The 17,456-nt window shown below is 48.6% G+C and carries 9 protein-coding genes and 1 pseudogene; 6 read left to right on the top strand and 4 right to left on the bottom strand.

Annotated elements, in window-relative coordinates; all coding sequences use genetic code 11:
• Positions 1–216 precede the first annotated feature (216 nt).
• From JWG39_RS15020 to JWG39_RS15010, 3 genes and pseudogenes are all read right to left on the bottom strand, one after another.
• Positions 217–1,935: pseudogene (locus JWG39_RS15020) on the bottom strand (DEAD/DEAH box helicase family protein); the annotation flags it as partial.
• Positions 1,932–3,317, bottom strand: coding sequence for a restriction endonuclease subunit S (locus tag JWG39_RS15015; protein ID WP_205220259.1), 1,386 nt, complete (start codon positions 3,315–3,317; stop codon positions 1,932–1,934). The pseudogene JWG39_RS15020 and the gene JWG39_RS15015, both read right to left, overlap by 4 nt.
• 467 nt (positions 3,318–3,784) lie before the next feature.
• Positions 3,785–6,097 carry a type I restriction-modification system subunit M gene (locus JWG39_RS15010; protein WP_205220258.1) on the bottom strand — a complete coding sequence of 771 codons (2,313 nt, stop codon included), beginning with the start codon at positions 6,095–6,097 and terminating at the stop codon, positions 3,785–3,787.
• 338 nt (positions 6,098–6,435) lie between these two features.
• Between JWG39_RS15010 and JWG39_RS15005 the strand changes: the two genes are divergently transcribed.
• The 5 genes from JWG39_RS15005 (at position 6,436) to JWG39_RS14985 (ending at position 13,501) form a co-directional block, all read left to right on the top strand.
• Positions 6,436–6,648, top strand: a complete 213-nt coding sequence (locus tag JWG39_RS15005; protein WP_205220257.1) for a hypothetical protein — start codon at positions 6,436–6,438, stop codon at positions 6,646–6,648.
• A 190-nt stretch (positions 6,649–6,838) separates the two neighbouring features.
• A complete protein-coding gene (locus tag JWG39_RS15000) occupies positions 6,839–8,524 on the top strand; it encodes a type I secretion system permease/ATPase (protein ID WP_205220256.1) in 1,686 nt (561 codons plus the stop codon).
• Between the two features lie 65 nt (positions 8,525–8,589).
• Positions 8,590–9,981 (top strand): TolC family protein, encoded by a 1,392-nt coding sequence (locus JWG39_RS14995; protein WP_205220255.1) that lies wholly within the window; start codon positions 8,590–8,592, stop codon positions 9,979–9,981.
• A 9-nt stretch (positions 9,982–9,990) separates the two neighbouring features.
• Positions 9,991–11,673, top strand: coding sequence for a type I secretion system permease/ATPase (locus JWG39_RS14990; RefSeq protein ID WP_205220254.1), 1,683 nt, complete (start codon positions 9,991–9,993; stop codon positions 11,671–11,673).
• Positions 11,674–12,175: 502 nt separating this feature from the next.
• Positions 12,176–13,501 carry an HlyD family type I secretion periplasmic adaptor subunit gene (locus JWG39_RS14985; RefSeq protein ID WP_205220253.1) on the top strand — a complete coding sequence of 442 codons (1,326 nt, stop codon included), beginning with the start codon at positions 12,176–12,178 and terminating at the stop codon, positions 13,499–13,501.
• Between the two features lie 435 nt (positions 13,502–13,936).
• Here the strand turns inward: JWG39_RS14985 and JWG39_RS14980 are convergent, their stop codons facing one another.
• Positions 13,937–14,710: a SapC family protein gene (locus JWG39_RS14980; RefSeq protein WP_205220252.1), complete on the bottom strand. Its 774-nt coding sequence runs from the start codon at positions 14,708–14,710 to the stop codon at positions 13,937–13,939.
• A 1,011-nt stretch (positions 14,711–15,721) separates the two neighbouring features.
• Between JWG39_RS14980 and JWG39_RS14975 the strand changes: the two genes are divergently transcribed.
• Positions 15,722–17,456 (top strand): pre-peptidase C-terminal domain-containing protein (locus JWG39_RS14975; protein WP_205220251.1); only part of this gene is annotated, 1,735 nt, incomplete at its 3' end.

The raw sequence follows: 17,456 nt of genomic DNA, 5'->3' as shown, positions 1-17,456 counted from the left end.
CAGTTTGGGCCATTTTTCGTCTGTGGCTTTTTATAGTTTCTTTTATGTGACGGGACATTGCAGCCTCCTTGTAAGGTTTTAATATTGCTTACAAAAAGACGATTACAATCGCATCGATATGTCAAGGAAAATTTTACCTTAACTTCTGAAATGTTTACGAAGACTTTTTTTAAAAACTACGCTATTGCTGGGTTTCAGGGGTGCCCGGGAATCGCTGGCCAGATGATAGGCCACCTTGTAGTTGGTGTAATTCTTAAGCACGTCGAGGATGAACCCCTCTTCAATAGCCTGACGCATGGAGTAGACATGGAAGGCCTGGGGTTTGTTGGTTGCTGAGGGCACCTGGGAAGGATCGGGAACCCGTCCGAAAAGTTCGAGGGTTTTGGTCTTGGGGGTGGCGGTGAAGGCAAAATAGCTGAGGTTGCTTGATGCCCGGCGCGACGCCATCACCGCATCGAGAATATCATCAGTTGACAGGGGTTCGTCATCATCTCCCCTGGCCTCAATCATCAGCACTTCCTTGAGTTTGCGGGCGGTGGACCCGGTCTGGGAGGAGTGGGCCTCATCGGCAATGATCGCATAATGACGTTCTTTCAGACTCACATCCGCCTCAATGGCCTGAAGCACAAAGGGAAAGGTCTGAATGGTGACGATGATGATGGGCTGGGAACAGGTCAGAGCCGCTGCCAGCTTTTCGGATTTGGAGCCGTTCCCTTCGTCGCGGTTGATCCTGCCCACCACACCGTCGACATGCTCGAACTGGTAGATGGTATCCTGCAGCTGGGCATCGAGGACATTGCGGTCGGTGACGATGATCACCGAGTCGAACTGCTTGTGTCCCTGCCCGTCATGCAGGGAAGACAACTGGTGCGCGGTCCAGGCAATGGAGTTTGATTTGCCCGACCCGGCACTGTGCTGGACCAGATATGTATGCCCCGGCCCCTCAATGCGGGCGGCGTTGATGAGCTTGTTGACCACATCCCACTGATGATAGCGGGGGAAGATCATGGTTTCCCTGCGGCATTTTCTCCCTTCCCAGTCCTCCTGCTCCTCGATCTGCAAATGCACATACCGGCCAAGAATGGTCAGCAGATTGTCCGGCAGTAGCACTTCGTTCCACAGATAGTCCGTGGCATAGCGGCTCACGTCTGCAGGCACATCGTTTCCGGCCCCGCCGTCAGACGTTCCCTTGTTGAAGGGCAGAAAAAAGGTCTCGGCACCGTTCAGCCGGGTGGTCATATACACTTCATACTGACTCACCGCGAAATGGACCAGCGCACCCCGTTTGAAGGTCAAAAGTGGTTCCGGCTTTTTGGTCACGGGATCAACGGGCAGCCGGGTGCTTTTGTACTGCCTGACGGCATTTTCCACCGCCTGCTTGAATTCGGATTTCAGCTCCATGGTAGCCACCGGAATGCCGTTGACAAAGAGCACCAGATCAATGCGCCATGCCCTGGCCCTGCTGCCGGTCTCCTGTAGATGCGCCTCAGTGGCCCAGGGGGAATAGACCAGCTCAGGAACGACCCGCAGCCGGTTCTTCTGGTAACGGACCAGGGTGTCGGGGTTCAGATCATGCTCGGGCTTGAACTGGCACAGACTGAAGCGGGCACCCCGGTCACGGATTTCATGACGCAGGACGCCCAGGGTGCCGAAGGTTCGCTGTTCGGTATCCGCAGCATTGGGATCGGCTTTACAGAGCTGGGAGGCGACCCGTTCCAGGAATTTCTGGTCGGTGTCTGCCGGATATATTTTACGGTATTTCTGCCACTGTTTTTTTTGCGTCTCCTGGACAAAGCCGAGCAGGTCTTCGGGATAGAGGGCCAGTTCCCGGTTGTACTTTGACGGGTCGCCGAGCAGCCAGCCGCCAGCCATGAGCTGGTTGATGATGTCGTTTTGGAAGACGAGTTCTTTGGCGCTGTCGGCTGGGGAATTCATTGAAGATGCTCACTGGTGGAGGAGGAGGTTGGGGGCTGCCAGGAACGGACGTCGATTTTGCCGGTGACGGCGGCGGAGATCAGGGCGGTTCGGCGTTCTTTAGATAAATCGATAGCCTTCTTGGCTTTTTTGATTAACGCATCAAGCTTTTTGCATTGAGTATTGATATAACAAGCTATTTTAACTTGTTCTTCAAAAGGAGGTCGAGGGAAACGTGTAGACTTAAAATCACCAAGAGAAACCCTTTTACGAGTAGATTCCACACTGATATCATCGATAACTAATTTTCCATAATTTGAATTCAATAACATTGTCAAATAATGTGCACTGACTTCTTCTTGGTTTACCCTTATCCTGATTACATCCTGTGTAATAATCGCTACGGGTTCATCTTTAGGATAAATACAAGCATCTCCCGGAGGATCACCTACTTTTGCAATTAAAATATCGCCGGAGACAGTTTTACATACTTCAAGCTGATTTGCCTTTTCTTTAGAGACGAAAACGGTGCTTACTCTCTTATACCCTGTTGTTTTCAAGTCACGAATATATATAACGGGGACCCCTTCTTCTCTCAGTTCACTTGATAGTAAATCGCTGCCAAAGGGTCCATTGACAAAACAACCTCTGCTATTATCTGCAAAGTTGAGTAGTTTAGATTTTGTTACCCAATGCTCCGGCACTTCCCCCAACCACTCCACCCCGGAGTCCTTCATCGGGGCATCGGGATTCAACCCCCTGGTCACGGCATGGCTGATCACCGCCTGACGCTTTTCCTGGAGCAGGGTGATGAGCTGTTGCTGTTTTTCGATCAGTGTGTCGATTTTGGCGGTTTCGTGGTCGAGGAAATCCACTATCCGGCATAATTCACTGTTTTCTTGTATTCCAACTTTAATTCCTCCAACAGTGTCTGTATTGAGATTCAGTTGTGTGCCAAATTTACCTAATCCTTGATAGGCTTGCCCCCCAGCAAAAACATAGAATAAGTATTTATTAGGGATAACTAACTCTGGAAAATAGACAAAACCATCATGAATGCAAGCTTTTATTCCTGTTATACATGGTTTCCCAACGGTTCCCGCAATGCTCGGGAATAGAGATCCTGGCTGCAATTTAATACTAAGAGAGCTTCCTAAGTCTGATAATTTTTGCGGTGATTCTTTTAGGTACACATTTGATGCCGTAACATCAGCAATTCTTGTCCAAGCGTATTCGCCATCTTCATCAAAATATTTTGCGTCATCTATAGGTCTGGGAGAAGCCCCCCTCTTTACGCAACTTAGATGTTTGATCTGTATTACATCCCAATGGCAAGGCACCTCCCCCAACCACTCAACCCCGGAATCCTTATATTCAGGATACGCCCGATATCTCCCCGCCATTATGAGCGTACCTCCCGCAACAATTTCATGATTTTCATTCCATTATTTTTGGTTTCTGCCAGTTTTCCGGCCTGTTCTTTTGTTGTTTGTAACCACGAATTGACACGAATAAACACGAATTATTAATCATTTGTAATCGCTAAAAAAGATGTCCACGCAGCCGAGTTCTTTAGTCAGTAAAAAATGTGCTTTGTATTAGTGTAAATTCGTGTCCATTCGTGGTTGCTTTTGCTTTTTCCCGTCTCCCGTCTCCCTTTTCCGTTACAATTCCCGTCACCGTGTAGACAAGGCATGCCTTGTCTCTACATCATTGCCGAAATTACCGTTTTGGGTTAATTTTCCCGTCAATGGTGCAGCAATCCCAACGTTATACCAATTACATCTTTCCGTGTTCATCCGTGTCTATCCGTGGTTGCTTTTGCTTTTTCCTGTCTCCCGTCTCCCGTCTCCTTTCTCCCTTGGTTGCATTACGACCGAACCTCCCGCAACAATTCCATAATCTCACCACTCACCTTATCCAAGTCCGCATCGATCTCCGCCAGATCCCGTGGCGGCTGGTACACATAAAAATGGCGGTTGAAGGGGATTTCATAGCCCACAATGCCGATCTCTCCGTCCTTGTCATCCCGCTTGCCCGCGTCAATCCATGCCTCGGAGACATGGGGCAGGACTTCCCGGAGAAAATATTCCTCATTGACCACATTGACCGGGCGGCTGGGATCAAGGGCTATGTTTTCATGGTCGCGCAGGTCGCCGTCCACCTGATATTCCACGATCCTGCCGTCCACATCAAACAGCCCGTACATGGGATCGGCCGTGCCTTTCTTGTGGACCTTCTTGATCACCTTTGCGGCATCCGGATTTTTCCAGCTCACCGCAGCTGTGATCTGTTTCTTCTCTTTGGCATCAAGCTTTATCCCCGAGGACTTCAGGGCCGCGTCATACCCGTTGAAATCGTCATGCTGATCCGTGCCAATATGATCCTGCAAGTGTTTGGCCTTGTCCAAAATCTGTTTCTGGGCCACCCAGGTTTTACGGTTCAAGATATCCTTGATCTGCTTTTCTTTGAGACCGGCATACTGTTTCTTGAGATGTTTGCGGACATCGTCCGCCACCGTGCTCAGATCGCCATACCGGCCGCCATTCTCATTGTCGGCCCATTCCCGGCCATATTCCCCGTACACCCATTTCATGGGCTCGTTCAGCGGTTTGGGGGCAAAACGCAGTTCTGCAATGCGTTCGTCACTGAACTGATACGACATCCGCAGGGGGCGTTCTACGGTGATCCGCCGGTAGCCGAATTCGTGGGAGTAAAAAATCTTGCTGCTGAAGGTTTTAAGATCGCTCTTTTTGCCGTTTGCGGACTGGCGTCCCCGGTTACTTTTTACCTCTTCGGGCTTGTCCAGCTCCATGGCGTCGATCGTCTCAAAATCCCCGCAGGTACGGGTAATGAGGGCGATATCTTCCTCCTCCATAACCTTGCGCTTGGACCCCAGGGATTTACGCATCTTGCCGTACAGATGCACCCCGTTGATGAGCTGTACCCTGCCTTTTCGCTCCGGGGCTTTGGTGTTGGAGAGCACCCACACATAGGTTGCTATGCCGGTGTTGTAGAACATATCGGTGGGCAGAGCGACGATGGCTTCCAGCAGATCCGCTTCCAGGATATAGCGGCGGATTTCGGATTCTCCGGACCCGGCACCTCCGGTAAACAGCGGTGAGCCGTTCAGAATAATCCCGATGCGCCCGCCGCCCTCAGCCACGTCCCGCAGCTTGCTGATCAGGTGCAGCAGAAAGAGCAGGGAACCGTCAGAGACGCGGGGCAGACCCGGTCCGAAACGGCCCTCAAATCCCTTGAGAGTGTGCTCGTCCTTGATCTCTTTTTCGATCTTCTTCCAGTCCACACCAAAGGGGGGATTGGAGAGCATGTAGTCGAACCGGTCCCCGTACAGCTGATCCCCGGACAGGGTGTTGCCGTATTTGATATTGCTCACTTCCTGACCCTTGATGAGCATGTCCGCCTTGCAGATGGCGTAACTCTCCGGATTCAGCTCCTGGCCGAAGGCCCGGATCACCGCCTGGGGATTCAGCTCGTGTACGTATTCCATTCCCGAGGAAAGAAAGCCGCCTGTCCCCGCCGTAGGATCATAAATGGTACGGATAATCCCCGGTTTTGTCAGGACATCATCGTCTTCCATGAACACCAGGGAGGTGGTCAGGCGGACAATATCCCGGGGCGTGAAGTGTTCCCCGGCGGTCTCGTTGGAACTTTCTGCAAAACGGCGGATAAGCTCCTCAAAAACCATCCCCATTTCACGATTGGAGACCATCTCCGGGGAAAGATCGGTGACCCGGACCTTCTGCACAATTTTATACAGCAGGTTGGCGTCACTGAGCTGACCGATGAATTCGTCGAACTTGAAATATTCAAAGATCTCCCGGGCATCGCGGGAAAAGCCCTGTATATAGGATTCCAGATTGGCTTTAATCCCGGCCTCACCCAACGTCCCCAGATCCATTTTGGAAATATTGAAAAAGGAGAGTCCGCCTGTGGCCCGGAGTAAAAGCTTCTCCTCGCCGGCTTCGGGCAGGTTCATTTTCTGGATGGTGTCATATTCTGCCAATACCGCAGGCTTTGTCGCTTCCAGCACACCTTCCAGCCGCCGGAGCAGGGTGAAGGGCAGGATCACCCGCCCATACTGACTCTGTTTGAAATCGCCACGCAAGAGGTCGGCCAGCGACCAGATATAGGCCGCCAGATTGTTTGTTCTTTGATTCATTATTTTCCTTCACAAGAGGTTTAACGAATTTTACATGAAATTATACTCTTAGAACAATTCAGCGCACCAGCAATCTCAGTCTGAGATCTTCCTGTTTGAAAAAAGACCATGATCTGGTATTTTTCTCAAAGAGTGAGGGCTGCTGGTAATGCACTCTTTTTATATCACTGTGTTACACTTATTGCGCTGCGTTCGTGAGATATATTTCCTGGGGATCAGAAGAAAGGAGACGGGAGAAAGGAGTCATAACTTAATAGGAATGGTATATCATCACGTTTTGCTGCCCTGCTTTTTGTCTTTGTTTTTTTTATCAACGTCATTCCGGAAAGGTGGTTCGTATGGATTTGGGTATTCAACTGGCTCTTCAGGTTCTCGGCGTATATGCTCTGCTGGGGCCTTTTGTATTTTTTTTGATTTATATCTTCTTTGATCGTCTGGCAGAGCGTACGCCTCACAGCGTACGACCAAAGAGCGATAAGTCCAGGGACCCTGCCATCTGGTCATATAGCGATGTTGATGTCTATCTCGACAAAAAAGATTCTCAGATGTGAGGGGTATCTTGAAGCGGCCTGCATTCGTTTTTCTTCGAGGCACAGGAGAGAATGTACCCGCCTGTAACTGTCCAGTGCTTATCACCGAGGATACATTTTTGATTGTAACCAGGAAGATGGGCGACTATTTAAAATACCCTCATGCTCTTTTTTTTAAAGTGTTCGTTGCTGATATGGATATGATGGGCAGATGAAGAAATTTTTACGCAAGTGGAAGAAGTACTTTGTCTGCGCTGCTGTACTGAGTTGTCTTATAAATTTTCTGCAGCTGACATTTTCTTTTTACATGTTTGCCATATACGATACGATCGTGGCCAGCTACAGTGACTCTTCGCTCTATACCATTACGATTGTCGCCTTGTATGCGCTGGTTCACCTGGCGTTTTTTTCCACTCTCCGGAGCAAACTTTTACGGACTGCGGGAAATGATTTAGACCACACTCTGGGAACGAGTGTCCTGCACCAGATAATCAAAGGGAATTCGGGGCCCGTAAAGCGGACCTATCAGCAGGGGAATGCTGATCTTGCCCTGTTGCGTAATTATTTTAATAATCATGGTCTGTATGCCCTTTTTGATGTTCCCTTTACCCCGTTTTACCTGATTCTCATCTTTTTTTTCCATACTGGTCTTGGTTTTCTCGCCCTGGGAGGCTGTATTCTTGCCGTTGCTCTGAGCATACTGCAGGACCGATTGACACGTTCGCATCTTGTTGTCGCCAGTGCAGCCAATAATCATAACCGCAGATTCGTAGACACTATGCTCAGAAATGCAGAGGCAGTGAATGCCATGGGCATGGCTGAAAATGTTTATACCCGATTCGACGCAGGCAACCGTACCATGGTTTTCAATCAGACCGTGGCCAGCCGATTTGCAGGGATTACCCAGAGTGCGCTCAAGGGAATTCAAAGCTCCATGAATGTGTTGATCTATGGACTTGGGGCCTATTATGTCCTTACCGAAGGGTTTGATCCGGGGATTATGATCGCGGCCTCGATGATTATGGGCCAGGCTCTTTCTCCTCTCATACTTGCCATTTACAGTGCCAAATCAACGGTACAGGCCGGGGAGGCGTATAAAAGGCTGTCTGCCTTCAGTGCCTTTATTGACGCACGACCCGAAAAGATGGTTTTACCTGCTCCCAGGGGGGAAATCGAGGCTGAACATCTGTCTTTTGCCTTCGGCAGGCAGATTGTGCTTCATGATATTTCCTTTACCCTGGAACCGGGTGATTTTTTGGGCCTCATCGGCCTCAACGGCGCTGGAAAGACAACTCTGTCACGGATATTGCTCGGGATCTGGCCGCCAGCCATGGGCAGCCTGCGGCTGGACGGAGTGGACATGTATGCCTGGGATCAGAATGAACTCGGCAATTATATCGGCTATCTGCCCCAGGAAATTGAGTTGTTCCCCGGGACCATTGCCGAGAATATCGCCCGTCTGGGCGCGGTGGATGAGGAGATTGTCCTCCGTGCTGCCAGGGCTGCAAATATCGAGGCCTTTATCCAGGGGCTCCCCAATGGTTTTGATACCCGTATTGATGGCAAGGACGGAATCGTTCTCTCCGGCGGCGAAAAACAGCGGGTTGGTCTTGCCCGGGCACTGTATAACGAACCGACGCTCTTAATTCTGGATGAACCCACTTCCAATCTGGATGAAGAGACTGAGCAGCATCTGATCCGGATGCTGCTGCGGCTGCGCTCGGAAAAGACCACCACCTGTGTGGTCATTACGCATCAGATGTCCCTGCTTCAGGTGGCCAGCAAGGTGCTCATACTTCAGAACGGTCAGGTGGCCATGTTCGGCCCCAAAGATGTTGTGCTCGAAAAAATTGCCCGGGCAAAGCGGGCGGCCCGGGACCAGGGGAAGACAGGGTAGGGCATTGATATCCTCCCCCGCCTGAATGGCGGGGATTTCCGCGCATTCAGTGAAAGGAGAATACAGTGGTGTGTCGTCGAAAATGGCAGGTGTGGTTGATCGCTCTGGTGATGGGAGTACTCCTGTCTGCGGAGTCCTCTGCTCAGGTGCTTCAGGATGATCAGGCAGTGGGGAGTAAAGAAGGGCTTCGTCTCTTCACCCTTGAGCAATGTATTGAGCGTGCATTGTCCATAAACCCGCGAATCTTGTCTGCCGAGGACGCTGTACGCAGCTCAGGCTCGGAGGTTGGCATGGCCCGGGCTGATTTTTTTCCACAGGTCGCCCTGTACGCTTCAAATGACAGGATCAACAACGTCTGGAGTGGAGGGCTGTCGGATTCCAACTATGTGGATCAGACAGGCCGGACCCTCAGCCTGGAGGTTACTCAAACCCTGTTTGCCGGATTAACTGTAGTAAACGCCTATCAACGGTCGCTGCTGAACAGGGAGATGGTGCGAGCTCAGAAGATGCAGGATGAAATGCAAATGGTGCTGGATGTGCAGACGACTTTTTTCGATCGTCTCAAAGCCCTTGAAGATGTGACCAGACTTACCTCCAGTGTGCACCGTCTGGAGACCAATGCCAGGGCTGTGCATGCCTTTCTGGACAAGGAAATGATCCCGTACAGCAATGTTCTCGAGGTAGAGGCTGAACTGGCCAACTCCCGGCAGCAGCTCAGTCAGGCCGAAAACAGTGTGGCCCGGAAAACCATTGAGCTGAAGATGCTGATCCAGGTTCCCGACGAGATCCCTGTCGATTTCAAGGGAAATCTGCAGGATGCGGAGGTGAGACCCTGTCCCTCCATGAAAGCATGTCTGGACATGGCTTTTGCATCCAGACCTGAAATACAGGCAGGAGAAAAAGGGGTGGCAATAGCACGCAAGGACAGACAGATTGCCCTTGGTCGATTTTATCCCCGGGTGTCCATGAGCATGAGTTACAATGATCACAATATCGATTATGCCGACCCCGGTATTGCGTATGAAACCGAGTATGATAAGGATGGGCATGATAATTACTATAAAGCACAGTTAACCCTGCAATGGGACCTGTTTCAGGGGGGCAAGAGTTGTTACAAAGCCCAGCAGGCCAGGCATGAGATCAGTCGTCTGACAAACAATCTCAAACAGATCAGAGATCAGGTGGAAACCCAGGTAAAGACAAGTTATTTTTCTCTGAAAGAAGCCAGAGAAAGGATCAGGATTACCCAGACTTTTTTCGACAGCGCCCTTGAAAATTACAATCGGGCTCAAGCCCGGTTGCACAGGATGGTTGGAACTCTTCTTGAAGTTCTGGTTGTTGAAGACAAGTTGCGTGATGCCGAGGCCAGTTATGTCAAAGCACAGGCCGATTATCGCATCGCCCGGGCTCATTTGGATTATTCCGTGGGACGACGATATCCCTCCCCGACCCCATAAGGAGCATGTATGAAATCGTTGTTGAAAAAATGGATGCGGTATTTTGTCTTTGCAGGAATTTTCAGTCTGTTCATAAACACCCTGAACCTGACTTTTCCTATCTATATGCTGGCCATCTACGACAAGGTTCTGGTCAGTCGCAGCATGCCGACTCTGATCACGGTGACCATCGGTGCCATGTTTGCACTCCTGGTGTTTGCCTGTCTGCATTTTTTGCGTTCCCGTCTGCTGGTGCGCGCAGGTCTGGCCATTGACCGAACCTTAAGTGAGCCGGTTGTGGTGGAGATGCTCAAGGATGCCTCACGCGTTGATTCCCTGGCGTATAAAGAGGGCATTGCGGATATCAATATGCTGCGCAATTATTTTGCCGGCAGTGCCATGTTTTCCCTTTTTGATCTGCCCTGGGTGCCGGTGTATATCTTTGTCATCTACCTGATGCATCCTCTTCTTGGCTGGCTGGCCCTCGGCGGCGGCGTCATCCTGGTGATCCTGGGGATTTTTCAGGAACTGTTGACGAACACCCGGTTTTCTACAGCCAAAGCCATAGAAACGCAGACAAATCAGCTGGTGGCTGCTGGACTGCATAATGCAGAAGTGCTCACCGGAATGAACATGCTTTCCGGGTTTGTCGCCCATTGGAAGCGAAGACAGGATCGGGTCGTCTATCTGCAGACCAATGCCTACAGATTTTCCAGCCTGCTGACCTCCATCAGCAAAAGTTTTCGCTCCGCCATGCAGGTTTTTGTCTACGGTCTGGCCGCGTACCTTGTTCTGCAGAACGAAACCACTGTGGGAATCATGATCGCTGCCTCCATCATCATGCGCCAGGCCCTCAATCCCATAGAACAGCTTATGTCCACCTGGAAGCAGACCGTGGAGGCCAGGGGGGCCTGCAGGCGTCTGGGGGGACTTTTGGACCGGAGGGTTGCTCCTTCTTCCATGGAATTGCCAGAGCCTGAAGGTAAACTTGATGTGGAAGCCGTGACTTTGCGTCTGGCTAACCGACCGATCCTGCAAAATATTTCTTTCGGACTGGAGCAGGGTGAACTGCTTGGTCTCATCGGATCCAGTGGCGCGGGAAAGAGTTCTCTGTGCCGTGTGCTCTTGGGAATATGGGCCGGATCTTCGGGCAAGGTCCGTCTGGACGGGGCGGATATATTTACCAGGGATGGACAGTCTCTGGGGAAATATATCGGCTATCTTCCTCAGGATGTTGAGCTTTTTGCTGGAACCATCAGCGAGAATATTGCCCGGCTGGGTGTGATCGATTCGGAAAAAGTTGTCCAGGCCGCAACCTTTGCGGGAGTCCATGAGCTTATCCTGCGTCTTCCTCAGGGGTACGATACCCAGATTGGCGAAGGGGGCAGAAATCTCTCCGGCGGTCAGCGTCAGCGTATCGGCCTGGCCCGGGTGTTTTACGGTGAGCCCAAACTGGTCATCCTCGACGAACCCAATTCCAATCTGGATGAACAGGGCGAAAAAGCCCTGCTGCAGGCCCTGATGCAGCTCAAGAACAAAGGCGTGACCACCATTATGGTAACTCATAAGCCTGCCCTGCTTTCTTTTGTAGACAAGATGTTGATTTTGAAGGACGGCCAGGTGGCCATGTTTGGTCCCCGCGAGGTGGTCTTTCAAAAACTGATGACCCCGCCGCATGGAGTCGCCGCGTCCGGGCAGAATCATACGACTTGAGGGTACCTTGAAACAGCTTGTATTTTGTTCAGTAAGACAATTTTTTCACCGCGAAGAACGCTAAGGAACGCGAAGAAGGGCAGAAGCATTTGAGAATAAAGATTTTTTTAAATTTAAAGCAGGAAGAACGGAAAAGGGGAGGCAGGAGGCAGGAAAAGGTCTTTGTAGAGACGACTAATTTGGGCGTCTCCAGCACAACAGATGTTTCTCCAATGAGATCAATTTTACATCCTGTTTATCCATTCGTAATCGCCAAAAAAAGATGTCCACGCAGTTGCGTTCTCTGGTTAGTAAAAAATGTAATTGATATTAGGGCACTTTGAATAATCTTGTATTTCGTTCATATTCGAGGCACAGGAGGAAATTTACCACAAGTATATGTCTGATATCTCGACGTCTCGTTCCTCGCTTTGTCGGAGGATAAATTTTTTACTGTAACGAAGAAGATGGGCGAAAGACTGATTATTCAAGGTACCCATTATACCCTGAAGGGAGAAAAGAGATGTCCAACCTGACACCTGAAGAAGAGAAAATTCTGGATACCAATCCCAGGTCGATCATCATCATCGGCCTGGTGATTATCGTATTGTTTTTTGGAGGGCTTTTTGTCTGGACGGCTTTTCTGCCTTTTTACGGGGCGGTTATTGCCCCGGGGACCGTGAAGGTTTCGGAGAACAAGAAGGTGGTCCAGCATCTGGAAGGTGGTCTCGTGGACAAGATTTTTGTCCGTGAGGGCGACGAAGTAACCAGGGGGCAGGTGCTTATCCGGCTGAAGGGCGCGCAGGTAAACGCGGCCGTATCCCTTAATCGAGGGCAGCTTCTGGCCAAGCTGGCTTTGGCTGCACGGCTTCGGGCCGAGAGCCGGATTGCAGAATCTGTTATTTGGCCCGAGGAACTGCTGGCTGCCAATGATTCGGACACCGCCAGAGATGTCATGAACAAGGAAGGCAAGGTTTTCACTTCCGGTCGTCGCGATATACTTGGCAAGACCTCCCTCTACAATACCCAGATTGAGCAGTTGCAGAAGCAGATAGAAGGCTCGCAGGCCCAGTTGACAGCCGAACAGGAGATCATTGTCACCCTGAAGGATGAGATCCTGGACAAGGAGGAACTGCTCAAGGAAAAATATATCGACAAGAATCAGGTACTTGAACTCAAGAGACGTCTTTCCACTTCCCAGGGAAAGGCCGGGAGCCTGAAGAATTCCATTGCCGAAGGGAAACAGCACATTGAGGAATTCAAGCTGCGCATTGTCGATCTTCGTAATACCTACAGGGAAAATGCCATTGATGAACTGAGCAAGGTCGAGGACGTCATTTTCCAGCTCCGGGAACAGCTCAGGCCCATGTTGGATACCCAGAAACGTCTCGAAATTTTGGCTCCCATGACGGGCATTGTCATCAATATGCAGATTCATTCGGAACGCTCAGCCGTGATCGGTTCAGGTGATCCTTTACTTGAGATCGTCCCCAGGGGTGCCAGGTTGATCATTGAGGCATCTCTTCGTCCCGACGATATCACCAGGGTCCACGTGGGGCAGCATACCGAGGTCACCCTGTCTGCTTTTGACCGTCGATCAACGCCGCGATTTTCTGGAGTGGTGGACTATGTGTCCGCAGATCAGATCACCCAGCAGACCCCGGGGGGCGCTGTGCCTTACTATGTGGTCCACGTGGTGGTAGCCCCCGAAGAGTTGAAGCAGGCGAATGCCTACCTGTATCCCGGCATGCCCGCTGTCTGTTATATCACCACCCGGAAACGAACCATTTTGTCCTACCTGCTGGAACCCTTTGTGAGAATGACGGACAATGCTTTGCGGGAAGATTAGGGCTGAGTTTGGTATTCGTGAAAATTCGTGCCTGTTCGTGGTTACAAACTGCAAAAGGAACCACGAATGGACACGAATCAACACAAATTATTACTCATTCCTAATCTCCAAAAAAAGATGTCCACGCAGTTGTGTTCTCTGGTCAGTAAAAAATGTAATTGATATTATACCATTTACATTTTGTATTAACCAGAGAATGCGAGTAAAGATAGAACAACAGCAATTCTCTGTTTAATTTTAAAATCTTTTTTAAAGTTTTTTGCCTTTATTCGCATGTTTAGAGCTTTCCTTTGGCAAAAAGTTTTTCGCTGTTCCGTCTTTTGCTTTTCCCTGTCTCCCGTCTCCTTTCTCCTGTTTCCCGTCCCCCTGCCTTTACAGTCGCCAATAGAAAGTGAAAATGGCATTAAGTAAGGTCTCAACTTAATAGGAATGGTATTATTCACCAAAATGGAAACTGTCCGGCACATTTCCAATTGGAACCAGGGGGGCGGGTGTCGGGTTTGCCGGGATCGGGAGACTGCCGGGCACGTTCAGGGTTTCGATCTTCTGCAGGGAGAGGAGGTGGGCGTAGATAAGTGGCACCATGCCTGTTGCCCGGATTTCGAGAAAGGCCTGGTCGTCGAGGCCGTTTAGTTTCGTCTCGTCGACGGCCATGATTCCCGAAACCGTCCGTTCCTCGCCTTTGTCCGTGGTCAGCTTCAGGTTCAGGTGTGTCAGAAGATCGTGTTTTTTCAGCAGGGCATAAAAGATCTCGCCATGGGAGAGCCCCTGCTGGAAGCTTTTCAGAAATTCACTGGCCTGCTTGAGTACCTTGCCCGGCTTGCCATTGAGCCTGAACAGGGAGGTGCCTTCCGTTTCAGACAAAAGCCCGCTGTTTGCGTCCATGCATACGATAAACGAATTTTCTTTTTCACCCCTGGCGAGGATGAAGGGGTACCGTCTCAGTGCCGCCGGGACATACGGGGCGAGCCATTTTTCGCTGGAGTTGACGAATACGTTGGTTTCGGGTGCGAGACCGAAGAGAAAAAACGGGATGATCGCGTTTTCCTGGTTTAAAAAAACGATGGGAAAATGAAGACTCCCTTTTGAAAATTCCTCGGGCAGGGCCGGGAGCAGATGGGTCCTGGCGGCAAAGGCAAACGAGTTAAGCGGAAGGATTTTGGTGTTTTTGTGTGTTGTGAATGAAACGGGAATGACGGATTTGTACATGTTCAATACCTCCAAAAAATGTAATTGGTATGAGTGAAAATTGTGCCTGTTCGTGGTCGCAGACTGCAAAAGGAACCACGAATGGATAAACAGGCTGTAAAATTGATCACAATGGTGATAACGGTGGCATTCATCATCATTGGTGAAAAATCGGTACAACAGTGATTCCGGCGATGATGTAGAGACAAGGCATGTTTTGTCTACACAATGACGACAAACGTAACGATACCGCATGGAATAAACTGGTAGCAATTCCCGGAATTATTAAGAGCAGATATAACCGGGATTGGGCCTCCTTAAACAGAAGCATAACTTAATAGGAATGGTATTATATACATTTTTAGTGTTTTCCGTGTATTTCGTTGGTTCTCTGTCCTTTGTTTTTCCGTCTTTTGCCTTTCCCTGTCTCCTTTCTCCTGCCTCCCATCCCCCTGCCTTTACATTCGCCAATAGAAAGTGAAAATGGCATTTAGTACGGTTTCAACTTAATAGGAATGGTATGAGACAAGGTATGCCTTGTCTCTAAGTGGTTGATTTTTGGCCTCCATAAAAGAATAATTATTGTAAAAATAAAGAAAATATTGTAACCACTTTAAGTAAAAATAATGTTATAATTATGATTTCTTAAATAGGAAAAATACGTAAAATCAGGATGATGAGATAAAATCGCGGTCTAATTTCAGCCCAACACACCTTCTTGCCAAGAGCACACTAAGATTATTGACCATTTATTATTGTCTCATTTTTTTGCGTGAACACACGACAGAAGGAGCAGGTTTCCTGTATTTCGTTCATTTTTGACTGTAACGAAGAAGATGGGCGAAAGATCTGTTTGAGAAGTCCAATCAGCAGACAAAATCATCAAAAGGACTCAAACAACGCGACAAAGGCTGGCATCAGATACCACCTTATTTTTATCGATCAGAGGTTTACAAATGGGAGGAAGATTTTGGGAGTTCCCCATTATAAGCTTTAATCAGAATTTTTAATAAATTTACAAGGAAATTAAAAATGACAATTAATAATGATATAATTAATGGTACCATCCTCAGTGGTGGCGATGCGGGTGACTTATTATCGGAAGCCGCTTTGGTTTCATTAGATAGTAATGGAGATGCCAGTATTACAGGTTATGCTGATGATGATGATTATTATACGTTTGTCGCGCAAAGCAATGGCACCGCGAAAATTGATTTAACGGGATTCAGTTCAGATCTTGATTTAAGACTCTTGAGCAGCTCTGGATCAGAGTTAGATGTCTCATATTTTGGTGGAAGTTTCATTCAAGGTATATCCTATAATCTCATCTCAGGAGAGACCTATTACGTCCTGGTTTTTCCTTATGAAAACACATCTACCTCAGATTATAATTTGAGTATCAACAGTGGCAATACTGATATAATTAACGGTACCACCATCAGTGGTGGTGATGCGGGTAACTCACTATCGGAAGCAGCTTTGGTTTCATTAGATAGTAATGGAGATGCCAGCATTACAGGTTGTGCTGGTGATAATGATTATTATAAGTTTTTCGCGGAACACAATGGCACCGCGACCATTAATTTAACTGGATTGATTTCAGATATTGATTTAATGTTATTTAGCAGCTCTCACCAAACGGTGGATTCCTCATCTTCGCATTCCTCATCTTCGGGTGGAAGTTCCAGTGAATCGGTATCCTATAATCTCACATCAGGAAATATTTATTACGTCAAAGTCGATCCTTTTGGCTATAATATTTCAGATTATAATTTGAGTATCAATACAGTCTCTACTGTTAATGATATAATTAACGGTACCACCATTAGTGGTGGTGATGCGGGTAACTCACTATCGGAAGCAGCTTTGGTTTCCTTAGACAGTAATGGAGATGCCAGCATTACAGGTTATGCTGGTGATAATGATTATTATAAATTTGTCGCGCAAAACCCTGGCACCGCGACCATTGGTTTAACGGGATTGAGTTTAAATATTGATTTAATGTTATTGAGCAGCTCTGGATCAACGTTAGATTCCTCAGTAGCGGGTGCAAATTGCCATGACTCTGTTTCCTATAATCTCATCTCAGGAGAGACCTATTACGTCAAGGTCTATCCTTATAGTATAGGCCAGAACTCAGATTATAATTTGAGTATCAGCAGTGGCAATACTGATATAATTAACGGTACCACTGTCAGTGGTGGTGATGCGGGTGACTCTCGAACGGAAGCAGCTGCGGTTTCACTAGACAGTAATGGAGATGCCAGCATTACAGGTTATGCTGGGGAAAATGATTATTATACGTTTGTCGCGCAAGATAATGGCACCGCGACCATTGATTTAACGGGATTGAGTTCAATTGATTTAACGGGATTGAATTTAGATATTGATTTAAAGTTATTGAGCAGCTCTGGATCCGTGTTAGATTCTTCAGAATCCCCTGGAAATTGTGAATCTATATCCTATGATATCACATCAGGAGAGACCTATTACGTCATGGTCTTTCCTTATAACAAAAAGACCTCAGATTATAATTTGAGTATCCATACAGTCGCTGCTGTTAATGATATAATTAACGGTACCACCGTCAGTGGTAGTGATGCGGGTGACTCTCGAACGGGAGCAGCGGCGGTTTCACTGGACAGTAATGGAGATGCCAGCATTACAGGTTATGCTGGGGAAAATGATTTTTATACGTTTGTTGCGCAACACCCTGGCACCGCGACCATTGATTTAACGGGATTGAGTTCAGATATTGATTTAAGGT

This window comes from Desulforhopalus vacuolatus (assembly GCF_016918505.1).
Classification (GTDB): Bacteria; Desulfobacterota; Desulfobulbia; order Desulfobulbales; family Desulfocapsaceae; genus Desulforhopalus; species Desulforhopalus vacuolatus.
Note: the sequence above shows the minus strand (reverse complement) of the source record. Positions and strands in the feature narration are given on the sequence as shown.

What these genes read in the sequence shown, in the direction of transcription:
- JWG39_RS15015 (WP_205220259.1), bottom strand. Translation starts at nt 3,317, where the DNA reads ATGGCGGGGAGATATCGGGCGTATCCTGAATATAAGGATTCCGGGGTT.
- JWG39_RS15010 (WP_205220258.1), bottom strand. Translation starts at nt 6,097, where the DNA reads ATGAATCAAAGAACAAACAATCTGGCGGCCTATATCTGGTCGCTGGCC.
- JWG39_RS15005 (WP_205220257.1), top strand. Translation starts at nt 6,436, where the DNA reads ATGGATTTGGGTATTCAACTGGCTCTTCAGGTTCTCGGCGTATATGCT.
- JWG39_RS15000 (WP_205220256.1), top strand. Translation starts at nt 6,839, where the DNA reads ATGAAGAAATTTTTACGCAAGTGGAAGAAGTACTTTGTCTGCGCTGCT.
- JWG39_RS14990 (WP_205220254.1), top strand. Translation starts at nt 9,991, where the DNA reads ATGAAATCGTTGTTGAAAAAATGGATGCGGTATTTTGTCTTTGCAGGA.
- JWG39_RS14985 (WP_205220253.1), top strand. Translation starts at nt 12,176, where the DNA reads ATGTCCAACCTGACACCTGAAGAAGAGAAAATTCTGGATACCAATCCC.
- JWG39_RS14980 (WP_205220252.1), bottom strand. Translation starts at nt 14,710, where the DNA reads ATGTACAAATCCGTCATTCCCGTTTCATTCACAACACACAAAAACACC.